At 63.8% G+C, this 21,345-nt stretch carries 22 protein-coding genes; 7 read left to right on the top strand and 15 right to left on the bottom strand.

Features of this window, described 5'->3' with window-relative positions; translation table 11 throughout:
• The first annotated feature begins 55 nt into the window (after nt 1-55).
• Nucleotides 56-454, top strand: a complete 399-nt coding sequence (locus ACF8FG_RS16650) for a YbaY family lipoprotein (RefSeq protein WP_318081658.1) — start codon at nt 56-58, stop codon at nt 452-454.
• A gap of 33 nt (nt 455-487) precedes the next feature.
• Nucleotides 488-1,174 (top strand): DUF4197 domain-containing protein, encoded by a 687-nt coding sequence (locus tag ACF8FG_RS16645; protein WP_318081659.1) that lies wholly within the window; start codon nt 488-490, stop codon nt 1,172-1,174.
• 141 nt (nt 1,175-1,315) lie between these two features.
• Here ACF8FG_RS16645 and ACF8FG_RS16640 read toward each other — a convergent pair whose 3' ends face one another.
• Entirely contained in the window at nt 1,316-4,381 is a 3,066-nt protein-coding gene (locus ACF8FG_RS16640; RefSeq protein ID WP_119713350.1) for an efflux RND transporter permease subunit, read from the bottom strand.
• 6 nt (nt 4,382-4,387) lie between these two features.
• Nucleotides 4,388-5,488: an efflux RND transporter periplasmic adaptor subunit gene (locus ACF8FG_RS16635; RefSeq protein WP_014592154.1), complete on the bottom strand. Its 1,101-nt coding sequence runs from the start codon at nt 5,486-5,488 to the stop codon at nt 4,388-4,390.
• Between the two features lie 249 nt (nt 5,489-5,737).
• Between ACF8FG_RS16635 and ACF8FG_RS16630 the strand changes: the two genes are divergently transcribed.
• Nucleotides 5,738-6,379 (top strand): TetR/AcrR family transcriptional regulator, encoded by a 642-nt coding sequence (locus tag ACF8FG_RS16630; RefSeq protein WP_019437671.1) that lies wholly within the window; start codon nt 5,738-5,740, stop codon nt 6,377-6,379.
• A 66-nt stretch (nt 6,380-6,445) separates the two neighbouring features.
• Here ACF8FG_RS16630 and ACF8FG_RS16625 read toward each other — a convergent pair whose 3' ends face one another.
• Nucleotides 6,446-7,222 carry a class I SAM-dependent methyltransferase gene (locus tag ACF8FG_RS16625; protein ID WP_019752421.1) on the bottom strand — a complete coding sequence of 259 codons (777 nt, stop codon included), beginning with the start codon at nt 7,220-7,222 and terminating at the stop codon, nt 6,446-6,448.
• 104 nt (nt 7,223-7,326) lie between these two features.
• On the opposite strand from ACF8FG_RS16625, the gene ACF8FG_RS16620 reads away from it, so the two are divergent.
• Nucleotides 7,327-7,947, top strand: a complete 621-nt coding sequence (locus ACF8FG_RS16620; protein WP_318081660.1) for an energy transducer TonB — start codon at nt 7,327-7,329, stop codon at nt 7,945-7,947.
• 2 nt (nt 7,948-7,949) lie between these two features.
• Here ACF8FG_RS16620 and ACF8FG_RS16615 read toward each other — a convergent pair whose 3' ends face one another.
• From ACF8FG_RS16615 to ppc, 7 genes are all read right to left on the bottom strand, one after another.
• Nucleotides 7,950-8,639 carry an extensin family protein gene (locus ACF8FG_RS16615; RefSeq protein WP_318081662.1) on the bottom strand — a complete coding sequence of 230 codons (690 nt, stop codon included), beginning with the start codon at nt 8,637-8,639 and terminating at the stop codon, nt 7,950-7,952.
• A complete protein-coding gene (locus tag ACF8FG_RS16610) occupies nt 8,639-9,469 on the bottom strand; it encodes an oxaloacetate decarboxylase (RefSeq protein ID WP_014592159.1) in 831 nt (276 codons plus the stop codon). Before ACF8FG_RS16610 ends, ACF8FG_RS16615 begins: the two co-directional genes overlap by 1 nt.
• A gap of 28 nt (nt 9,470-9,497) precedes the next feature.
• Nucleotides 9,498-10,367 (bottom strand): DUF72 domain-containing protein, encoded by an 870-nt coding sequence (locus tag ACF8FG_RS16605; protein ID WP_318081663.1) that lies wholly within the window; start codon nt 10,365-10,367, stop codon nt 9,498-9,500.
• 3 nt (nt 10,368-10,370) lie between these two features.
• Nucleotides 10,371-10,661 carry a hypothetical protein gene (locus ACF8FG_RS16600; RefSeq protein WP_014592161.1) on the bottom strand — a complete coding sequence of 97 codons (291 nt, stop codon included), beginning with the start codon at nt 10,659-10,661 and terminating at the stop codon, nt 10,371-10,373.
• A gap of 131 nt (nt 10,662-10,792) precedes the next feature.
• The gene (tsaB, locus tag ACF8FG_RS16595; protein WP_014592162.1) at nt 10,793-11,467 is read right to left on the bottom strand and encodes a tRNA (adenosine(37)-N6)-threonylcarbamoyltransferase complex dimerization subunit type 1 TsaB; all 675 of its coding nucleotides are present in this window, start codon (nt 11,465-11,467) and stop codon (nt 10,793-10,795) included.
• A 139-nt stretch (nt 11,468-11,606) separates the two neighbouring features.
• Complete coding sequence (adk, locus tag ACF8FG_RS16590) at nt 11,607-12,257, bottom strand: adenylate kinase (RefSeq protein WP_004575467.1); 651 nt, start codon at nt 12,255-12,257, stop codon at nt 11,607-11,609.
• A 257-nt stretch (nt 12,258-12,514) separates the two neighbouring features.
• Complete coding sequence (gene ppc / locus ACF8FG_RS16585) at nt 12,515-15,142, bottom strand: phosphoenolpyruvate carboxylase (RefSeq protein ID WP_318081665.1); 2,628 nt, start codon at nt 15,140-15,142, stop codon at nt 12,515-12,517.
• A gap of 181 nt (nt 15,143-15,323) precedes the next feature.
• Here ppc and ACF8FG_RS16580 point away from each other — a divergent pair, with 181 nt between their 5' ends.
• The 3 genes from ACF8FG_RS16580 (at nt 15,324) to ACF8FG_RS16570 (ending at nt 17,199) form a co-directional block, all read left to right on the top strand.
• A complete protein-coding gene (locus ACF8FG_RS16580) occupies nt 15,324-15,668 on the top strand; it encodes a hypothetical protein (RefSeq protein WP_014592165.1) in 345 nt (114 codons plus the stop codon).
• Between the two features lie 275 nt (nt 15,669-15,943).
• On the top strand, nt 15,944-16,357 hold the full coding sequence (locus tag ACF8FG_RS16575) for a DUF4398 domain-containing protein (RefSeq protein WP_014592166.1): 414 nt from the start codon (nt 15,944-15,946) through the stop codon (nt 16,355-16,357).
• Nucleotides 16,358-16,407: 50 nt separating this feature from the next.
• Nucleotides 16,408-17,199, top strand: a complete 792-nt coding sequence (locus ACF8FG_RS16570) for an OmpA family protein (protein ID WP_014592167.1) — start codon at nt 16,408-16,410, stop codon at nt 17,197-17,199.
• A 177-nt stretch (nt 17,200-17,376) separates the two neighbouring features.
• Here ACF8FG_RS16570 and ACF8FG_RS16565 read toward each other — a convergent pair whose 3' ends face one another.
• The 5 genes from ACF8FG_RS16565 to ACF8FG_RS16545 form a co-directional block, all read right to left on the bottom strand.
• Entirely contained in the window at nt 17,377-17,703 is a 327-nt protein-coding gene (locus ACF8FG_RS16565; RefSeq protein ID WP_003252219.1) for a hypothetical protein, read from the bottom strand.
• Nucleotides 17,700-18,623 (bottom strand): alpha/beta hydrolase, encoded by a 924-nt coding sequence (locus ACF8FG_RS16560; RefSeq protein WP_070384302.1) that lies wholly within the window; start codon nt 18,621-18,623, stop codon nt 17,700-17,702. Before ACF8FG_RS16560 ends, ACF8FG_RS16565 begins: the two co-directional genes overlap by 4 nt.
• The gene (locus tag ACF8FG_RS16555) at nt 18,595-19,872 is read right to left on the bottom strand and encodes a flavohemoglobin expression-modulating QEGLA motif protein (protein ID WP_003252215.1); all 1,278 of its coding nucleotides are present in this window, start codon (nt 19,870-19,872) and stop codon (nt 18,595-18,597) included. The genes ACF8FG_RS16560 and ACF8FG_RS16555 overlap by 29 nt, the downstream gene beginning before the upstream one ends.
• A 139-nt stretch (nt 19,873-20,011) precedes the next feature.
• Entirely contained in the window at nt 20,012-20,560 is a 549-nt protein-coding gene (locus ACF8FG_RS16550; protein ID WP_014592169.1) for a hypothetical protein, read from the bottom strand.
• A 30-nt stretch (nt 20,561-20,590) separates the two neighbouring features.
• Nucleotides 20,591-21,295: a TetR/AcrR family transcriptional regulator gene (locus ACF8FG_RS16545; RefSeq protein ID WP_019437363.1), complete on the bottom strand. Its 705-nt coding sequence runs from the start codon at nt 21,293-21,295 to the stop codon at nt 20,591-20,593.
• Between the last annotated feature and the right edge of the window lie 50 nt (nt 21,296-21,345).

Here is a 21,345-nt window from a genome sequence, read left to right as displayed (position 1 = left end):
CCGCTAAAGTCCGTGGGGTTGGCCACAAGCCAGCTCCAAGGACACCGGAGATTCCATGAAAAAGCTCTTTATGCTGTGTTGCGCATCCCTGCTTGCAGCCTGCTCCAGCCAAACCCCACCCAACCAGGCCAGCCTGGACGGCGAAGTCTTCTACCTGCAGCGCATTGCCCTGCCGCCTGCCGCCACCCTGAGCGTGGAACTGCAGGATGTGTCGCTGATGGACGCCCCTGCCGTGACCCTCGCGCGCCAGGCCGGTCCGGTCAAAGGCAACGTGCCGCTGCCGTTCCATCTCACCTATGACCCCGCGCAGGTCAAGCCTGGCCACCGCTATGCGGTGAGCGCGCGCATCGAGCTGAATGGCAAGTTGCTGTTCATCAATACCGAACACCACAGTGTCGCGCTTGATGGCAGTGACCCGCAATCGGTACGCATCAAGGTAGATCAGGTTCGCTGATACCCGCTCTCATCCGTTTACAAGGAAAGCTTCATGATCCGCACTTCCCTGCGCTTCACCACCCTGTGCGCCGGCCTGCTGCTGTCGGCCAGTGCCCTGGCCCTGTCGCTGGGCGACCTCAGCCAGAAAGACGCCACCGGCGGCCTGAAAGATGCCCTGACCCAAGGTGCGCAGCTGGCCGTCAAGCAACTGAGCACCCCAGGCGGCTTCAGCAACAATCCGGACGTGCGCATCGAGCTGCCAGGCAACCTGGGCAAAGCCGCCAAGGCGATGAAGATGTTCGGCAAGGGTGAACAGGTCGAAGCCCTGGAAACCAGCATGAACAAAGCCGCCGAGGCAGCCGTGCCACAGGCCCAGGCGATTCTGGTGGATGCCGTGAAGAACATGAGCGTGACCGATGCCAGGGGCATTCTCAGCGGCGGTGACGACTCGGCCACCCAGTACCTGAACAAGAGCAGCCGCGAGCAGATCCGCGCCAAGTTCCTGCCAATCGTCAAGCAGGCCACCGACAAGGTCGGCGTGGCCCAGCAGTACAATGCCTTCGCTGCCCAGGCCAAAGGCCTGGGGCTGGTCAAGGATGACGCCAATATCGAGAACTACGTGACCGAGAAGGCGCTGGATGGCCTGTTCGAGATGATCGGCAAACAGGAGCAGAACATTCGCCAGAACCCGGCAGCGGCGGCTACCAGCCTGGCCAAGAAGGTCTTCGGCGCGCTGTAGGAGCGGGTTCACCCGCGAAAGGGCCGGGCCTGCTGGCCAATTTTCACCAGCCGCTCACCGTTGCTGCCGCCACCGTATTCGCAGGTAAACCCGCTCCTACACGGCGGCGGGGTTGGACACAGGCCGTTGTAGGAGCGGTCTTCAGCCCTTCTTCACCCTGAACCATGCCGCATACAACGCCGGCAGGAACAGCAGTGTAAGCACCGTGGCCACGATCAACCCGCCCATGATCGCCACCGCCATCGGCCCGTAGAACACGCTACGCGACAACGGGATCATGGCCAGCACCGCCGCCAGCGCAGTCAGCACGATCGGCCGGAAGCGCCGCACCGTAGCCTCGATGATCGCCTGCCAGCGCTCCATCCCCGCTGCGATGTCCTGCTCGATCTGGTCCACCAGGATCACCGAGTTGCGCATGATCATCCCCGCCAGGGCAATGGTGCCGAGCATGGCGACAAAGCCGAACGGCTGGCGGAACACCAGCAGGAACAGGGTCACACCGATCAGCCCCAGCGGCGCGGTGAGGAACACCATCACCGTGCGCGAGAAACTGCGCAGCTGGATCATCAGCAAGCTCAGGACTACCACGATGAACAGTGGCATGCCGGCATTCACCGATTTCTGCCCACGCTCGGAATCCTCCACCGTGCCGCCCACCTCCAGCAGGTAGCCATCGGGCAGCTTGGCGCGGATTTCCTGCAGGGTCGGCAGAATCTGCTTCACCAGCGTCGCCGGCTGCTCCTGGTCGTAGATATCGGCACGCACGGTCACCGTCGGCAAGCGGTTGCGGTGCCAGATAATGCCTTCTTCAAAGCCGTACTCCAGGGTCGCCACCTGCGACAGCGCCACGCTCTGGCCATTGTCGGTGGGCAACGCCAGGCTACCCAGGTTGCCCAGCTCGCTGCGCTCTTGGAGGGTGCCGCGCAGCAGGATCTCGATCAGCTCGTTGTCCTCGCGGTACTGGCTGACCGTGGTGCCAATCAGCGAGCTTTGCAGGAAGCTCGCCAGGTGCGAAGTGCTCACGCCCAGCGCACGGGCGCGGTCCTGGTCGATTTCGAGGAACACCGCCTTGCTGGGTTCCTCCCAGTCCAGGTGCACGTTCACCACATGCGGGTTCTCGCGCACCTTGTCCGCCACTTCACGGGCCAGTGCACGGGCCTTCTCGATATGCTCGCCAGTGACCCGGAACTGCACCGGGTAGCCCACAGGCGGGCCGTTTTCCAGGCGCGTGACCCGGGCGCGCAGGTCGGGGAACTGCTGGTCCACAGTGCTGATCAGCCAACTGCGCAGGCGCTCGCGGTCTTCCATCGACTTGGCCAACACCACGAACTGGGCAAAGCTGGCTGCCGGCAGTTGCTGGTCCAACGGCAGGTAGAAGCGCGGTGAACCGGTGCCCACATAGGCCACGTAGTTGTCGATACCGTCCTGCTGCTTGAGCAGCGCCTCCAGCTGCTTGACCCGCTCGGCGGTATTGGCCAGCGAGGCGCCTTCGGCCAGCTTCAGGTCAACCATCAGTTCCGGACGCCCGGAAGCCGGGAAAAACTGCTGGGGCACGAAGCGGAACAGCAGGATGCTGCCGACAAAGGCAGCGATGGTCAGCAGAATTACCGTCTTGCGCCGCCGTACGCACCACTCCACCAGCCGTCGCACGCGCTGATAGAACGGGGTGGCGTATGGGTCTGGCGCATGGCCGTCCTTGCCATGGCGAGCGGCATGCAGCTTGGCCAGGTCGGGTAGCAGGCGCTCGCCCAGGTAAGGCACGAACACCACGGCCGCCACCCAAGAGGTCAGCAAAGCGATGGTTACCACCTGGAAGATCGACCGGGTGTATTCGCCGGTGCTGGAGGCCGCGGTGGCAATCGGCAGAAAGCCTGCTGCCGTGATCAGCGTACCGGTGAGCATCGGGAAGGCCGTACTCGTCCAGGCATAGCTGGCTGCCTTGAGGCGGTCATAGCCCTGTTCCATCTTGATCGCCATCATCTCCACGGCAATGATCGCGTCGTCCACCAGCAAGCCCAGGGCCAGCACCAGCGCGCCAAGGGAAATCTTGTGCAGGCCGATGCCGAAGTAGTGCATGGCGGCAAAGGTCATGGCCAACACCAGCGGAATGGCCAGCGCCACCACCAGGCCAGTGCGCAGGCCCAGCGAGAAGAAGCTCACCAGCAGCACAATGACCAACGCCTCGACCAGCACCTGCACGAACTCGCCCACGCCGGCCTTGACCGCCGCCGGTTGATCCGAAACCTTGCGCAGCGTCATGCCGGCAGGCAGGTTATGCGCCAGGCGCTCGAACTCGCCTTCCAGGGCCTTGCCCAGTACCAGGATGTCGCCACCGTCCTTCATCGACACCGCCAGGCCAATGGCATCCTCGCCCATGAAGCGCATGCGCGGTGCAGGTGGGTCGTTGAAGCCACGGTGCACCTCGGCGACATCACCAATCCGGAAGGTGCGATCACCCACGCGAATGGGGAACTGGCGGATCTGCTCGACACTGTCGAAACGCCCGCTCACGCGCAGTTGCAAGCGCTCGCTGGGCGTCTCGAAGAAACCGGCGGTGCTCACCGCGTTCTGCTCTTGCAACGCCTTCTGCACGGCTTCCAGGGGCACGCCGAGGGTGGCCAGCTTGAGGTTGGACAGCTCGATCCAGACTTTCTCGTCCTGCAGGCCGATCAGCTCGACCTTGCCCACATCCTTGACCCGCTGCAGTTGGATCTGGATACGGTCGGCGTAGTCCTTGAGCACCGCATAGTCAAAGCCTTCGCCAGTCAGCGCATAGATATTGCCGAAGGTGGTGCCGAACTCGTCGTTGAAGAACGGGCCCTGGATCTCCGGCGGCAAAGTGTGGCGAATGTCCGCAACCTTCTTGCGGATCTGGTACCACAACTCGGGGATGTCCTTGGAGTGCAGCGAGTCGCGGGCCATGAAAGTAACCTGCGATTCGCCGGGGCGAGAGAACGAGACGATTCTCTCGTACTCACCGGTTTCCATCAGCTTCTTCTCGATGCGCTCGGTCACCTGCCGCGCCACTTCCTCAGCGCTGGCGCCTGGCCACAGGGTGCGGATGACCATGGCCTTGAAGGTGAATGGCGGGTCCTCGCTCTGGCCAAGCTTGGTGTACGACATGGCGCCAATGGCGGCCAACAGGATCATCAGGAACAGGACGATCTGGCGGTTGCGCAGCGCCCAGGCAGAAAGGTTGAAACCCATCGGGACTTACTCCTTGGCCGTCAGGTTCACTACACGGTTGCTGCGGTCCACGGGGCGTACCTCCTGGCCCTCGCGCAGTACATGGCCACCAGCGGCAACCACCCAGTCACCCGGGTCCAGGCCTTCGAGCACCGGCACACTGTCGCTGCCATAAGCCCCCAGGCGCACGGTCGCCCGCTCCAGGCGGCTTTCCTTGTTCACCCGCCAGACATAGGCCTGACCGTTTTCCGCAGTCACTGCCGACAGCGGTACCGCCAGCGGGATCAGCCCATCCTTGGCGATGAACACCCGGGCGCTCTGGCCCAGCTCGGCCGGTACGGTGGCCGTGGTAAAGGCGATGCGCGCCGCAAACGTGCGCGAGCGCGGGTCGGCGGCCGGTGACAGCTCGCGAATGCGCCCCTGGAAACGCGCCTGCGGGTGCGACCACAGCTCCACGCTCACCGGTTGGCCCACAGCGAAGCGGGCGAACTGCTGCTCCGGCAGGCCGATGGCCACTTCTCGCTCGCCATCGGCGGCAAGGGTGAACACGGTCTGCCCGGCGGCGACCACCTGGCCCACTTCAACCTGGCGCTTGGCGATCACCCCGGCCTGCGGCGCACGCAATACGGCATATTCGGCCTGGTTGCCCGCCACATCGAACTCGGCCTTGGCCTGCTTCAGGCGGGCAAGGCCTGCACGGTAGAGGTTTTCGGCATTGTCGTATTGGGAGTGGCTGACCATCTGCCGCTCCAGCAGCTTCTGGTAGCGGTCGCGTTCGGCGCGCACCAATGCCAGGTTGGCCTCGGCAGCCGCCAGCTGGGCGCGATTGGCCTCAAGTTGCAGGCGCACGTCCTGCGGGTCCAGTTCGGCCAGCGGCTGGTCGGCCTTGACCCGCTGCCCCTCCTCCACCAGTCGCTTGCTGACCTTGCCGCCAATGCGGAAAGCCAACTCCGGCTCGAAGCGCGCGCGCACTTCGCCGGGGTAACTGTCGGCAGCGGCTTCGGCAGGCTGCGGCTGCACCACCAGCGCCGGGCGCGGCGCGGCGGGTGGGGCGGCTTCCTGGCCACACGCCGCCAGAAGCAGGGCAGCAGCGGCGGGCAGAGCGATGGACAAGGCATGGCGCAACATGATGAATCCTTTCGCGGAGTGCACATTTAATATTTGTACTGGCTGGTATATTAAATCAGCGCAACGATGCCGGGAAGGGCATGCGCTGGTTTTTCGACGACCTGGCTGGAGCCCTCGGGCGCCTGTGAGATCAAGCGGCGGCTGAACGCCCCCCTGTCGATCAGCTTAACGTTGGCAGGCCGCAGGTAAATGTCAGCTAGTTTTAGCCGTATCGCGGCTGACCCGTTAAGATGGAGATTCTTAAACCAGATGCAGACCACAATGCCCAACGACGCACCCATCGGCCCGGGCCGGCCCAAGGACCTGGCCAAGCGCGAGGCTATCCTCGAAGCGGCCAAGACGCTCTTCCTCAGCCTAGGCTACGCCAACACCAGCATGGATGCGGTCGCTGCGGCGGCAGGTGTTTCAAAGCTCACCGTGTACAGCCACTTCACCGACAAACAGACCCTGTTCTGCTCGGCGGTCATGGCCACCTGCCAGGTCCAGTTGCCTGACCTGCTGTTCGAGTATCCCGAGGGGGTGCCGGTAGAAGAAGTACTGCTGACCATTGCCCGCAACTTCCAGGCGCTTATCAGCAGTGACGAAGCGGTCAAACTCAGCCGCCTGATCATGGCCCAGGGCAGCCTGGACCCGAGTTTTGGCGAGTACTTCTACGAAGCCGGGCCCAAGCGCGTGCTCGCAGGCATGGAAGCGCTACTGCGCCGGGCTCATGAGCGTGGGCTGCTGCGCATCGACAACCCGCTGCGCGCCGCGGAGCACTTCTTCTGCCTGGTAAAAGGGGCACCGGATTACCGGTTGCTGCTGGGATGTGCGGGGCCGCTGGAAGGCAATCAAGCCGAGGCGCATGTGCGCGAGGTGGTGGGGGTGTTCTTGAGGGCATTCAAACCCTGATTTCTGGTTTTAGCAGGCTTCTTCGCGAACTTACCCGCGAAGAGGCCTGGGCAGGCCACACAAACGTCAGGCTTTCAACGCCTTCTTCGGATAAATGTCATACCGGCTCGACTTGCCTTCCAGGCTATGGCTCGGCTTCGGCCCATCGATGATCGGTGCCTTGCGCGGGCGCTTCACTACCACCCGGTGGCTGGCCAGCGCCAGGGCGGCTTCGAGCAGGGCCGGGGCATCCAGGTCGTCACCGACCAAAGGCCGGAACACGCGCATTTCCTTTTTCACCAGGGCGCTCTTGTCGCGGTGTGGGAACATCGGGTCGAGGTAGATCACCTGCGGCGCCTCCCCTTCCCAGGCGCGCATGCGCTCGATGGCGTTGCCGGTCAGCAGGCGCATGCGCCCGACAATCGGGCCCACTTCTTCGTCCGCTCGCGCCCGCGCCAGGCCGTCCTCCAGCAGCGCGGCAATCAGCGGCTGGCGCTCGATCAGGGTCATCTGGCAGCCAAGGCTGGCCAGCACGAACGCGTCCTTGCCCAGCCCCGCCGTGGCATCCAGTACCTGCGGCCGGATACCTTGGGCAATGCCCACGGCCTTGGCGATCATCTGCCCGTTGCCACCGCCAAACTGGCGGCGATGCGCAGCCTGGCCTTCGACGAAGTCCACACGCACCGGCCCAGGCGCCTGCGGGCCCAGTTGCTGAATCTGCAAGCCATCGGCGCCCACCTGCACCGCGAAGGCAGCGGTATCGTCCTGCAGCGGCAGGCCCAGGCGTTCAGCCCACGCCCTGGCCTGTTGCGCATACTCAGCTGTCATCGCCTCGACCCTGATACCCGTGCCTTGCTCTTCCATCGTTCACACCCGAAAAATCAAACCAAGCCCTTAATGAATCGGCAGCCACGGCCGATACAGGCAATATCCCGCTATTCTGCCAGAGCACAGCGCGCACGACTGCCATGTCAGAAACTCTTCCCATCGGCTTGACCTATTTGTCGCCTGTCGGCAACTACAGTCAGCACAACACCCAGGCACTCGGGGGCGTCAGCCACCTGTGGCAGGATTTCTTTGCCCGGGCCATGGCCGAGCAGCAGGAAGAGCCCGTAGACGGCGTCAGCCAGTCGTTCGTGCAGTACGACCAGGACAGCGGCGAACCCATCGGCGGCGCCCGTGCACTGGCCTTGATCGACGCCCAGCGCGCCTGCCCGGTGCACGACACCATCGTGGCGCCGCCCGAACCGTTGTTTCTGCCCAAGGCCGAGCTTGAAGCCAAGCTGCTGCCGCCCGCCCCCGAGCCGTTCAGCGCCATGGAACTGATCGAGCAACAGCGCCAGCTCGACATCAACAACAGCTGGCTGCGCCCGGTGGTGATGAAGCAGGGTCAGCCGATCGCCGAACCCGGCCCTGGCCCCACGCCACGGTCATTGTTCCTGCCCATTGCCGAGTTCGAGACCAACCTGCTGGACCCGGCGCCCGAACCGTTCGACGAAGCCACCCTGGCCAAGCAGCAGAATGACCTGGAGTTCGACATCCACTGGGCGCGCCCAGTGGTGCTGAACAACGTGCGCGCGTACGCCTGAGGCTAACGACAGATCTGCCAGCGCCCCATGTCCAGGTGAAAGTGGTTGCGGTGCGCAGCGTTGTAGTCCGGCCCCAATACCGTGCTGAAGCTTTCGCATGCGGCCTGCTGCACCTGACGCAAGAATTCCGCCTTCTGCCGGCCCGCCTGCCAGTCACGCGCCAGGATAATGCGCTGGCCGTCCTTCAGGCGAAATCCGCTGATGTCCAGCGCATTGGCCGTGGCGTGCTGGCTCAAACGGCCCTGCTTGCGGTGGTAGACATTGCGGCAGGCAAAGCTGCCCAGGTGATCGACCTGCGTCACCGGTTGCCCAAACACTTCCTGCGCCGCCGGCTGCAAGCCATGGTTTTCGAACAGTGCATAGGCCACCGCCAACGGGCAACTGGCCAGAAAGCTGCTGCTCAGCCGCGCCTGGCCGCCCTCGATGCGCCATACGTTCTGCAGCGGGCAGTTGGCCGACGCCGGGCTGTCGGCTTGTGCCCGGTAACGCAGGTGGCTGGTTTCCAGCGCCTGCCGGCACAGCGTTGGGTCATCGCGTAGGCGCGACAGTTTGTAGGGGGTCAGCAGGTTGGGCGGCTGGCGTACGTCCAGCGGCGCCCAGGGGTTCCATGTGGCAGGCAGGCGCCAGCCGAAGTGCCAGGCCAGGCCGGCCACCGTAAGCAGGCCGGCCAGTAGCGCCAGCAATGCCCTCATCAGCGGCGGAACAGATCGTTCAGCTGGGCAAATGGCATTGCCTGCTCACCGTAGCCGAACGTGCCCTCATCGCGAATTTCCTGCGCCGCCCGGTAGAAGGCCCCGAGTGCAGCACGGGCTAGCGACGAGCCAACGCTGACGCGGCGCACGCCCAGGTCCTGCAACTGGTTGACGCTCAGCGGCACGCCAGCCATGCCCATCAGCACATTCACAGGGCGCGGTGCGACTGCCTGCACCACGGCACGGACTTCCTCCACGGTGCGCAACCCGGGCGCGTAGAGCACGTCGGCACCGGCTTCGGCATAGGCTTGCAGGCGCAGGATGGTGTCGTCGAGGTCCATGCGCCCGTGCAGCAGGTTTTCTGCACGAGCGCACAAGGTGAACGGGAATGGCAGGCTTCGCGCAGCCTGCACGGCAGCGCGCACGCGTTCCACAGCCAGCCCGAAGTCATAGATGGGCGCATCACTGCGGCCGCTGGCATCTTCGATGGAGCCGCCCACCAGGCCAATTTCGGCGGCACGCAGAATGGTCTGGGCACAGTCTTCGGGCAAGTCGCCAAAACCGTTTTCCAGATCGGCGGCCACCGGCAGCGCGGTGGCATCGACGATCTCGCCGGCATTGTCCAGTGTATCGTCCAGGCTCAAGGCGCCTTCGGCGTCCGGCCGGCCAAGGCTGAAGGCCAGGCCTGCACTGGTGGTAGCCAGCGCCTCGAAACCCAGGCTGGCGAGCAACTTGGCGGAGCCGGCATCCCACGGGTTGGGGATGACGAACGCGCCGTCGCGCTCGTGTAACGCCTTGAAGGCCTCAGCTCGCAGGGTTTGCACATCCATGGTTCAACCTCCGGCAGTCAGGGAAATGTCAGAGTAGCCCCAATTGTTCGACCTCAGGGGCGCGCGGCAATTCCGACAAAGGTGCCAGGCCCGGCAGGCGTGCCATCAGGCGTTGATGGAAGCGCTGGGCCAGCGCCGCAGCCAGGCGATTGTCCGAGGTGTGCAGGAAGATATAGGGATTGCGGCCTTCTTCGATCCAGGCGGCGACTTTTTCTACCCAAGGGCTAAGGAAGGTGTGATTGGCCTCCAGTTCCGGATGGCCAATGAAGCGAACCTGCGGGTGCTGGCTGAAGGCTGCCGGCCGCGGAGGCACCTTGGGCTTCTTCGACTGCGCATGCAGCACGGCTGGGTCGCGCGAGGTGCAACTGAACAGCGCACGTGGGTCGAGACAGATGCGCTCCACACCGCGTTCGTGCAGCAGGCGATTGAGCAGGCGCTCTTCCTCACCCTTGGCAAAAAAGGCCTGGTTGCGCACTTCCACAGCCACGGGCACGGCAATCTGATCGAGGAAGTGACAAAGCTCACCAAGGCGCGCCGGGCCGAACTGGGCCGGCAACTGCAGCCAGTAGGGTGATACGCGCTGGCCCAGCGGGGCCATCAGCCGGGTGAAGTCGAAGGCAGGCTCAAGCTGGTCTCGCAGGTCGCCTTCATGGCTGACATCCCGCGGAAACTTGGCAGTGAAGCGAAAGTGCTCGGGCATGACCTGCGCCCAGCGGGCAATGGTGCCGGGAGCGGGACGTGCGTAGAAAGTGGTGTTGCCTTCGACGGCGTTGAACACCTGGCTGTAGAAGCCAAGCATTTGATTACTGTTGGCGTCAGCGGGGTACAGGTAGTCGCGCCAGGCGTTTTCGCTCCACGACGGGCAACCGAGAAAGTAAGGCAGTGGTGAGGGATTCATCCATCAAATGTACAGGTCGAGCCCCAGTACTTCCATGTCCCAGTCAGTAAAGCCGGCAGTGCTCAGGTAGCTGGCCAGTGCGGTGGCGGTGCGGCGGTCACGGGCGCGAGGGAAAACCATGTCCTGCTGGCGGGCTGGCAGGCCACCACCAGGGCGGCGGGCGGTGGCTTCCTGCGGGGCGGCTTCTGCCTCCTCGATCACCTCGGCATCGTCGATGGCCTCGTCACGCACCGCTGCTTTGCGCGAGGTGCGCTTGAGCGGGTAGGACTGCGATGAGAAACCGTCGATACGCATGGCATGAGCACTCAGGACCAATGATGGCAATTTAGCAGCATCAGGGTTCCGTCGCTAATGCTTGAGTGATAACTGGACCACAGATCGCGCAAAAGGTTTTAGCGTGTTCGGCGATAACCGACGAACAGCACTCAGTGCTTCTTGGGCGTGGCTACATTATCGCGCAGATAAACCGGTTGCGCCTGCTCGGCGACGATTGCCTCGCCACGGGCCCAGGCAAAGGTGGCCAGGCTGAGAATGTCCAGCGCATTGGGCAAGGCAGCCGGGTTGCTCGCCGCCACCTGTACCGCCAGGCGCTCGGCGTAGCCCCATCCAGTACCGGCACCGAACCACTCGCCATTGCTGCCTGCCGGCAGCGCCACCTGCTCGGGCGGCAATACGGCTTCACGGCCGACCAGGCACATTTCGCCCGCCGTGGCCTGGTAGCAGCCCCAGTACACTTCATCCATGCGCGCATCGATGGCAGCGGCCACCTGCTGCACGCCCTGCTCGCGCAATGCACCCTGGGCCAAAGCGGCCAGGTTGGACACCGGCAGCACCGGGCGTTCGAGGGCGAAGGCCAGGCCTTGCACAACACCGATGGCAATACGAACGCCGGTGAACGCGCCCGGGCCACGGCCAAAGGCAATGGCATCCAGCGCATTCAGTGCCACGCCAGAGTCGGCCAGCAGTTGCTTGATCATCGGCAGCAGCTTCTGGGCATGCATGCGCGGGATCACCTCGTAGTGGCTGGTCACCTTGCCGTCATGCAGCAGCGCGACGGAACAGGCTTCGGTGGCGGTATCCAGGGCCAGCAGGGTGGTCATCGAACGGGTATCCAGGTGCGAATGAAAAAGAGCGGCAGTATAGAGCAGCAGCGGCGTTGTGTCCTGAGGGGGCGCTGTGCGGCCTACAAACGACAACGGCCCGCAAGCGGGCCGTTGTCGAGGTGCGTCAGGCGCCGGATCAGCTCAGGGCTGCCAGGACCTTGGCGGTGATGGCTTCAACCGAGCCGACACCTTCGATGTGGCTGTACTTCGGCTTGCCGCCATTGGCAGCCGACAGCTTCTGGTAGAAATCCACCAGCGGCTTGGTCTGGCTGTGGTAGACCGACAGGCGATGGCGAACGGTTTCTTCCTTGTCGTCGTCACGCTGGATCAGGTCTTCACCGGTCTCGTCGTCCTTGCCTTCCACTTTCGGCGGGTTGTACTGAATGTGGTAGGTGCGGCCCGAGGCCAGGTGCACGCGGCGGCCAGCCATGCGGCCGACGATTTCTTCGTCGTCCACGGCAATTTCGACCACGGCATCGATGTCGACACCGGCAGCGACCATGGCTTCGGCCTGCGGGATGGTGCGTGGGAAGCCGTCGAACAGGCAGCCGTTGGCGCAATCCGGCTGAGCGATGCGCTCCTTCACCAGGCTGATGATCAACTCGTCGGAGACCAGCTGGCCGGCATCCATGACTTTCTTCAGTTCCAGGCCCAGCGGGGTGCCAGCCTTGACGGCGGCACGCAGCATGTCACCGGTGGAGATCTGTGGAATACCGAACTTTTCGGTGATGAACTTTGCCTGAGTACCTTTACCGGCCCCGGGAGCTCCCAGCAGAATTACGCGCATCTCGTGCTCCTCAAATTTTTTTATGAAATTCAATGGATTCGGCGACCAGGGCCAAGTCCGGAAAATCGGGTATGACCATAAATCGGTCAGAAGGCTGCTCAAGATACACAGCGCCCGGCAGCCAGACAAGCGTCCCAAAGTTGCAGGAATGCGCCACTTGCGGCTGACCGGGCAGGCGGTTGCGCCAGGCGCAACCACCCTCCCCGTCATAGTGCCGGGCCTGTAGGGTACGCGCCAGACATGACCCGGGCTTGCCCTTAGCCGGTGTTGCGCAGCCCGGCGGCAATACCCGCCACAGTCACCAGCAAGGCCTGCTCCAACGGGCTGTCCAGAGCGGCTTCGCGGCTGCGCGAGCGAGCCAGCAACTCTGCCTGCAGACGGTGCAACGGGTCCAGATAGGTATTGCGCAGGCTAATGAATTCCAGCGTCTCGGGGCTGTGCGCCAGTAGCACCGGCTGCCCGGTCAGGCCCAGCACCACCTGGCATGACTGCGACAATAGGTCGCGCAGGTGCACACCTAAAGGTCGCAGGTGTGGTTGCACCAGACGTTCGTCGTAGGCCTCGGCAATTTGCGCATCGGCCTTGGCCAGCACCATTTCCAGCATGTCGATGCGGGTGCGGAAGAACGGCCATTGCTCGCGCATCTGCGCCAGCAACTCTCCCTGACCACGGGCCAAGGCATTGGTCAGCGCCGTTTCCCAGCCCAGCCAGGCCGGCAGCATCAGCCGGGTCTGGGTCCAGCCGAAGATCCACGGGATGGCCCGCAGGCTTTCGATGCCCCCGGCGCGACGTTTTGCCGGGCGGCTGCCCAACGGCAGGCGCCCCAGTTCCTGTTCTGGCGTCGACTGGCGGAAGTACTCGACGAAATCGGGATTCTCCCGTACCACGCGGCGGTAAGCCTGGACACCATCGGCGGCCAACTGGTCCATCACTTCACGCCAGGCCGGCTGCGGGGGCGGAGGAGGCAACAGCGTGGCTTCAAGCACGGCGGCCAAGTACAGGTTGAGGTTTTGCTCGGCGATGCCCGGCAAGCCGAACTTGAAGCGAATCATTTCACCCTGCTCGGTGGTGCGCAAACGCCCCGCCACCGAACCCGGTGGCTGCGACAGGATCGCCGCATGGGCCGGGCCACCGCCTCGCCCAACCGTACCGCCACGGCCGTGGAACAGCAGTAGCTCGACCTGATGCTCGGCACAGATACGCACCAGGTTCTCCTGAGCCCGGTACTGCGCCCAGGCAGCGGCCGTGGTGCCGGCGTCCTTGGCCGAATCGGAGTAGCCGATCATCACCTCCTGCGGGCCGCGCAGGCCCGCGCGGTAGCCCGGCAGGCCAAGCAGGCGCTGCATGACCGGGCCGGCGTTGTCGAGGTCGGCCAGGGTCTCGAACAGTGGCACCACACGCATGGGGCGGGTCAGGCCGGCTTCCTTGAGCAACAGTTGCACCGCCAGTACATCCGAGGCGGCACCGGCCATGGAGATCACGTAAGACCCCAGCGAGGCGGCCGGCGCAGCGGCCACTTCCCTGCAGGTCGCCAGCACTTCGGCGGTGTCCGCTTGCGGCTTGAAATGCGCAGGCAGCAGGGGCCGGCGGTTTTTCAGCTCGGCCTGGAGGAACGCGATGCGCTGCTCCTCATCCCAGTCGGCGTAACGCCCCAGGCCCAGGTAATCGGTAATCTCGGTCAGCGCATCACGGTGACGAGCAGCATCCTGGCGTACGTCCAGGCGGCCCAGGAACAGGCCGAAGGTCACCGCACGACGCAAGCAGTCGAGCAGCGGCCCCTCGGCGATCACGCCCATGCCGCATTCGTGCAGTGACTGGTAGCACAGCTCCAGCGGCGCGATCAGCTCGCGGTTGTCTACCAGCACGTCGGCATCGGCCGGTTGGTTGCTGGTCAAGGCCGAATGCGCCCATGCGCGTGTCGCACGCAGGCGGTCGCGCAGTCGCTTGAGCACAGCGCGGTAGGGTTCGGCACTGTCGCCAACCTGTTTGCGCAGGGCGTCGTTGGCCTGCTGCATGGACAACTCGGCGGCCAGTGCATCGATGTCGCGCAGGAACAGGTCGGCGGCCATCCAGCGCGCCAGCAGGAGTACTTCGCGGGTGACCGCAGCCGTCACATTGGGGTTGCCATCACGGTCCCCACCCATCCACGAGGCAAAGCGAATCGGCGCGGCCTCCAGCGGCAGGCGCAGGCCAGTGGCCTCCAGCAGGGCCTTGTCGACCTTGCGCAGGTGGCTGGGGATGGCATGCCACAGTGAATGCTCGATCACTGCGAAACCCCACTTGGCTTCGTCTACCGGCGTAGGCCGGGTACGGCGGATTTCTTCGGTGTGCCAGGCCTCGGCGATCAGCCGGCGCAGGCGTTCGCGCACTTGCTGGCGTTCTGCCGAGGTCAGGTCACGATGGTCCTGCGCGGCCAGTTGGCCGGCGATTGCGTCGTACTTCTGGATCAGCGTGCGACGGGCAACTTCGGTGGGATGTGCGGTGAGCACCAACTGGATATCGAGCTTGGCCAGTTGCCGGGCCAGGGCATCGTTGCTGTGGCCGGCCTGCTTCAAGCGCCCCAGCAGCTCGGGCAGTACCTGCGCTTCGAACGGCTCGGGCTGGTCGGCGTTGCGGCGGCGGATCAACTGGTACTGCTCGGCCATGTTGGCCAGGTTGAGGAACTGGTTGAAGGCCCTCGCTACGGGCAGCAGATCTTCTTCGGCCAGGTCTGCCAGGGTCGAGCTCAACTGCTCACCCGGGCCGCGACGGTCGGCCTTGGCACTGTGGCGGATGTCCTCGATTTTCTGCAGGAACGCATCGCCATGCTGCTGGCGAATGGTTTCGCCAAGCAGTTCACCCAACACATGGACATCTTCACGCAAACGCACATCGATATCGGTCATTGGCGCTCTCTCCGTTGCATCCCTATCAGCCTCAGCGCGCCCTGTGCAGGAGCGAGCGGTATACCCCAAGAGTGCCCACAGCCGGGCGACGATGGCAAGCCGTGATCGGCCAAACCAAACTAAAGTGAAAGCACAGCACTCCCATGCAGTGCAGCCTTTCCAGGCGTCAACAGAGGTCATCATGAAAATCCGTGAACTCGCCCAGCACTGGGAACAGAATGCCGCCGGCACCCTCAGCCGTACCGGCCATGTCCTGCATCTGGACCTGGAGTCAGAAGCGCGCCTGGCCGCGCTGATCGACATGTACCCCAAGCGCACCGCCGAAGAACTGCTCGGCGAACTGGTCGCAGCCGCCCTTGAAGAACTGGAGGCCAGCTTCCCCTATGTGCAGGGCCGCCAGGTCATCGCCACCGACGAGGAAGGCGACCCACTGTACGAAGACGTTGGTCCTACGCCGCGCTTTCTCTCCCTGTCCCGCCAGCACCTGCACAACCTGAGCAACGCGGCAGTCGACAGCGACAAATAATCCTGCGCTCCAGCATTCCGGGCCTGCTCAAGGCCCGGAATACCGCTCCCGCCTGAGAAAGTTCCAGGCAAATCGCACTGACCGATCAGTCAGAAATAGTTATCCGATTACGGGGCTTTTTTCTGAACTATTCGAAAAACCTTCGAGTCGGAGCCAATAGCCATCACGCTAAAACCCTGCACACTGCCCTCGTGCACCGTTGAGCTGAAGCGCGCGGTTAGTCAGGGATTGAGCGATGGACTGCTACGGACATCGTCGTTATCAGGAGTGATCCAATGGAGCTGACCACCATGAAGACCCGCACTAGCAAACTGTCATCCACTCATGTGCGCGGGTTCAAGCTGGCCGCGCTGGCGCTGGGCAGTAGCCTGGTCCTGGCCGGCTGTGCAGGCAATCCGCCCACCGAGCAGTATGCCGTTACCCAGTCCGCCGTGAACTCCGCCGTCAGCGCTGGCGGTACCGAGTTTGCTGCCGTGGAAATGAAAGCGGCTCAGGACAAGTTCAAGCAAGCCGAAATCGCCATGCACGACAAGAAGTACGACGAGGCCAAGCGCCTGGCCCAACAGGCCGAGTGGGACGCCCGCCTCGCCGAACGCAAAGCCCAGGCAGCCAAAGCCCAGAAGGCCGTGCAGGATGCCCGCCAGGGCGTTCAGGACGTACGTGAGGAAGGCCTGCGCAGCGCTCAGTGAGCCCTGCCCTGCCAACCTTAGCCTTCGCACACGATCAAAGGATGAACACTATGCGCAAACACGTCATGATTCCCGCCCTGCTGGCCCTGAGCGTCGGTCTTGCCGCCTGCTCGCACGATCCGAATGCCAACCTGGAAGCGGCCCGCACCAACTTCTCCTCGCTGCAGAGCGACCCGCAAGCGAGCAAAGTCGCGGCACTGGAGACCAAGGACGCCCAGGACTGGCTGAACAAGGCCGACAAGGCCTACATGGACCGTGAAGACGAGAAGAAAGTCGACCAATTGGCCTACCTGACCAACCAGCGCGTCGAAGTGGCCAAGCAGACCATTGCCCTGCGCACCGCCGAAGCTGATCTGAAAAACGCCTCGGCTGAACGCGCCAAAGCCAAGCTGGACGCCCGCGACGCGCAAATCGCCAAGCTGCAGGACAGCCTCAACGCCAAGCAGACCGACCGCGGAACGCTGGTGACCTTCGGTGACGTGCTGTTCGACTTCAACAAGGCCGAACTCAAGAGCAACGCCTATCCGAACGTCACCAAGCTGGCCCAGTTCCTTCAGGAAAACCCGGAACGCAAGGTGATCGTCGAGGGCTACACCGACAGCGTCGGCTCGGCCAACTACAACCAGACACTGTCCGAACGCCGCGCCAACAGCGTGCGCATGGCACTGGTACGTGCCGGGGTAGATCCGGCGCGTATCGTTTCCCAGGGCTATGGCAAGGAGTACCCGGTAGCGGACAACTCGAGCAACTCGGGACGTGCGCAGAACCGTCGGGTGGAGGTGACCATCTCCAACGACAACCAGCCGGTGGCACCACGCTCGGTGAGCCAGGTTCAGCGCTAAGGCTGGCTAGCTGAAAGGACAAGCCCCGCGATCGACGCGGGGCTTTCTTTTGCCTGTTCTGGCCTCTTCGCGGGCACGCCCGCTCCCACAGGTACGGCGCCAGTTTCGAGTTTTGCGCGACCCTGTGGGAGCGGGCGTGCCCGCGAAGAGGCGAGTTAAGGCAGCAGGGATAATGGCTCACTGCACCTGCTGCGGTGTTTCCTCGCCCATGCAGCGCACCGCGCGCTTGCGGTTGTCCACCAGCACGCCGGTCAGGCCTTTCTGTTGGGTGTCGAACAGCACCAGCACGCCGTCGACGCACTGGGCCACTTGCGGCGCCGGGTCCAGCGATACCTTGTAGTCCTCGCCGGGGATGGTCTTGAGCATGGTGAAGTCCTGCAGCAGCAGGGCATCTTCGGGCTTGGCGAAATGCAGGTAACCGTAATACCACAAAGCCCCTACCGTCACGATGATGCTGCCGACGCCGGTCAGGATCAGCGGGATGGCGTTGCGTTCTTCACTCATTGCTTGTTCTTCTCGTCAGGGAAATTGGGCACTTCGGCAAGCCGCCGCAGGCCGTTGAAATGGCTGGGGTCATCGAGGAACCGCAGCATCACCTGGCGCCAGGTCGGGTCGGCGAAGGTCTGCACGTGCCCCCCTCGGGTCAGTTGCAGCACCCGCGGTGGTGGCGCGTGCTGAAACAGGCGGATGCCGTTGTCCATCGGCACCAGGTTGTCGTCGATGCTGTGGAAAAACAACTTGGGCGGGCTGCTCAATCGCTCGATCGAGCGGATCGCGCTGTCGCCGTCCGGCACTAGCCACGACAGCGGAACCTGCAATGGCCAGGTCATCCAGGAGGTGCTGAGCGCAAAGCGCCCCACCGCGCGGTAACTGGCCGGCACACCATCGAACACCAGGGCGCTGAAGCGCTGACGCTGCTCGGGGTGGGCCGCCAGGTAATGAATGGCCATGGCACCGCCCAGGCTCTGCCCCAGCAGTACCAGCGGCTTGCCCTTGACCTCGGGCGCCTGCTCCAACCAGGCCATGGCTGCAGCAATGTCCTGATACACCTCCGGCAGGCTCGGCTGGCCCTGCGACAAGCCATAGCCGCGGTAATCGATCATCAACACCTGGTAGCCCTGCTCCGGCAGCCAGTAGCTCCCCCCCAGGTGCCCTGGCAGGTTACCGCCGTTGCCGTGCAGGTGCAGCACCGTGCCCTTGACCTCGGCCCCGGCCTTGGCTGGCAGCCACCAACCGTGAAGGCGAATGCCATCAGCCGTGGTCAGCGTGACATCGCTGTATTCCAGCTTGGCACGCTCAGGGGTGAAGGCCTGACCACGCTCGGGGTAGAACAACAGGCTGCTGCAGCCGCCAAGGCTCAGCAGGACCAGGCCGAGGACGAGCAGGCGGCAGTGCTCAGAGAATGTTCGCGTAGTCGGCTTCAATGCGATCCAGGCTCAGGTGGTTGAGGAAGTTGGAGAAGCACATCCAGGCCGACAGCGCACTCAGGTCGCGGAACTGTTCAGGCAGGTACTTGGGCGGCTCGACCAACCCTTCCTCGACCAGTTGGCGCAGGGTGCGCATGTCTTCCAGGGTGGTCTTGCCACAGAACAGCAACGGGATCTGTTCCAGTTTGCCCTTCTTCACGGCCAACTGAATGTAGTTGTAAACCATGATGAAGCCCTTGAGATAGGACAAGTCCTTGGTGAATGGCAGGCCGTTGGGCACCGAGCCGCGGAACACCCGGCTGGCGTTGCTGTAGCTCTGCGCCATCTCGAAGCCCTGCTCGCGGAAGAAACCGTAGACCTGCATGAAATCTGCACCCTCCTCGACCATGTGGATGGCACGGGTGCGGTTGGTGAGCTTGCGCAGGCGGCTGGGGTAGGAGGCAAAGGCGATCACCTCCATGAGAATCGCCAGGCCCTCCTGGGTTACCGTCGACGAGGGCGGGCCTTTGGCCAGGAAGGTGCAGATCGGCTGGTTCAGGCCATTGAGCGTGGTACCGACATGCACCAACCCTTCGTGCACCTCCAGGGCGCGCACATCGCGGGCGTTGAACATGGCATCGGCACGCACCTTGATGTAGTCGGCACCGGCTGCGGCGTCGGCGACGATACCGTCGGACTCGAACACGCGAATGGTCCCTTCGGCCTCGCCGAACACGTTGTTCAGCCGGTGCTGGAGGATCTCCACCGCCTCCTTGGCGGTGAGATTCTTTGGCTCATCCTTGAGGTCACCACGGCCATCGATGTTGTTCAGGTAGTCCGACAGCATCAGGCCAAGGTCGGCCAGGGTCGGGTCACCGGCGTGGAAGGCATCCGAGGCGGCGCCGTACAGTTCCTGGGAGATCAGGCCGAAGTCCTCGGTACCGCGCGCTTCAAGCATGCGCACCACCATGCGGTATTCGCGGCACATGCGCTTCATGATCTGCCCGACCGGGTTGAACTGGCCCAACTGGCGAATGATGTCGCGCTCGATGCCCTGGAACTCGGCCTTGACCGCGCTGGAGTCGAATGACAGCGGGCGCGACTGGTAGTAGGCGCGGTCAACCGCCGGCGGCTCCTTGCCCTTGGCCTTGAGAAAGCCCTGGCGGATGTTGTCGTCCCACTTCACCGCGTCAAGGACCCGGATAGGCGTCTGTGCTGCGACGATGCGGTCGGACAGGGCGCGGATGGTTTGCTGGTATTCGTCCACCGGGGACTCCTTTCTAGTACACGAAACCTGTACCGGCCTCTTCGCGGGCAATCCCGCTCCTACATGGATATCAACAAGCCCAGGCCTGGCAAGGCCCCTGTAGGAGCGGGATTGCCCGCAAAGAGGCCGGTACAGGCCACTACTTGCCGGAACGCTGGAACCGCGCCACTTCAACGAACAGGTCGGAGTTGGCCGGGTCGTCCAGGTAGGCCAGCACCCGCGCCGCCGGGCTGTCGATCAGCACGCCGTCGCCGTTGTCCTCCGGCACTTCGGTACTACGACCGCTCAGTTCCTTCTTGTCCACCGCCTGCTGTACTTGCTCGACATCCAGGTTGTAGACCACCAGTTCCTTGCCATCGACGATATCGAAGCCGCCAATCAGGAAATTGCCACCCAGGCGCTTGGGCACGCCCGCCGACAAGTACCAGCGGTTGCCGTGGCGTGACACGGTGAACACGTACTCTTCAGGAGCCTTGCCCTTGGCCGTGGCCACCGCCTTGTAGGCGTCGCCACCGCTACGGCTGATCACCAGTTTCAACGGCTCCCCCCAGGCGTCCTTGCTGCTCCACTTGCCGAGCAGGGCCTTGGGCGCTGCCTGGTTGCTGGGCAAGGGCTCATGGAAGGTCACCAGACAACCGCCCAGCAGCAGGAATGACAAAGTCAACAACACCACACGCCAGGCTTTCATCAGGTTCTCCTTGAAAAGGTCGTTCTCGGCTCAGGCCGATGCCAGCACCAGCTGCAGGTATCGGGTAAGCATAGCGAGCATCTGCCCATCGGCTTGCGCATTCGCTTGCTTGAGCAGGCCTTGATATTCCAACTGCTCGATAATCGCCGTCAACATCTGTGCATCCTGCTCCGGCTGCCGCGAGCCCACGACTTGCAGCAATTGCCGGGTGCCGTGCAGCAGGATCTGCTCATGAGCGCACACCAGCTCGGCCAGGCGCGGGCACAGCAATGCTTCCTGGCGAAAGGCCTGCTCGGCCATCAGGAAGTCACGGCGGTTCAGCAGTTGCCGCTGAACGTAGTCGGCGGTCATGCGCGCCACGTCGTCAGCCAGCCGCGCCCGTGCCTGCGGGCTGCCATCGCCCTGTGCCAGCAACTGGCGCAACACCACCTCGGTATTGGCCCACAGCTTGGCCATGTAGGCCGCACTGCGCTCGACGTACTGGGCAAAGGTATCGGTGAGGAGGTCCTCGATGTCCTTGAAGTAGTAGGTGGTGGCCGACAATGGCACGCCGGCCTCGGCGGCCACTGCCCGGTGGCGCACACCGCGCACGCCATCGCGTACGACAATGCGCATGGCGGCATCGAGAATCAACTGGCGACGCTGTTCGCTGCCTTGGCGGGCAGTCTTGCGGCCTTGGTATTGCACGCTTTCGGCGACGGCGGTGGCGATGCCGGCGGCGCCTTGGTCAGGCATGGCGGGTGTCACGGGGGATACCTCATGGGCAGTGTTTCGTCAGTGCTGGC

It is taken from the genome of Pseudomonas sp. YQ_6 (assembly GCF_043103245.1).
GTDB lineage: Bacteria > Pseudomonadota > Gammaproteobacteria > Pseudomonadales > Pseudomonadaceae > Aquipseudomonas > Aquipseudomonas alloputida.
This window is presented reverse-complemented; position numbering and strand designations above follow the sequence as displayed.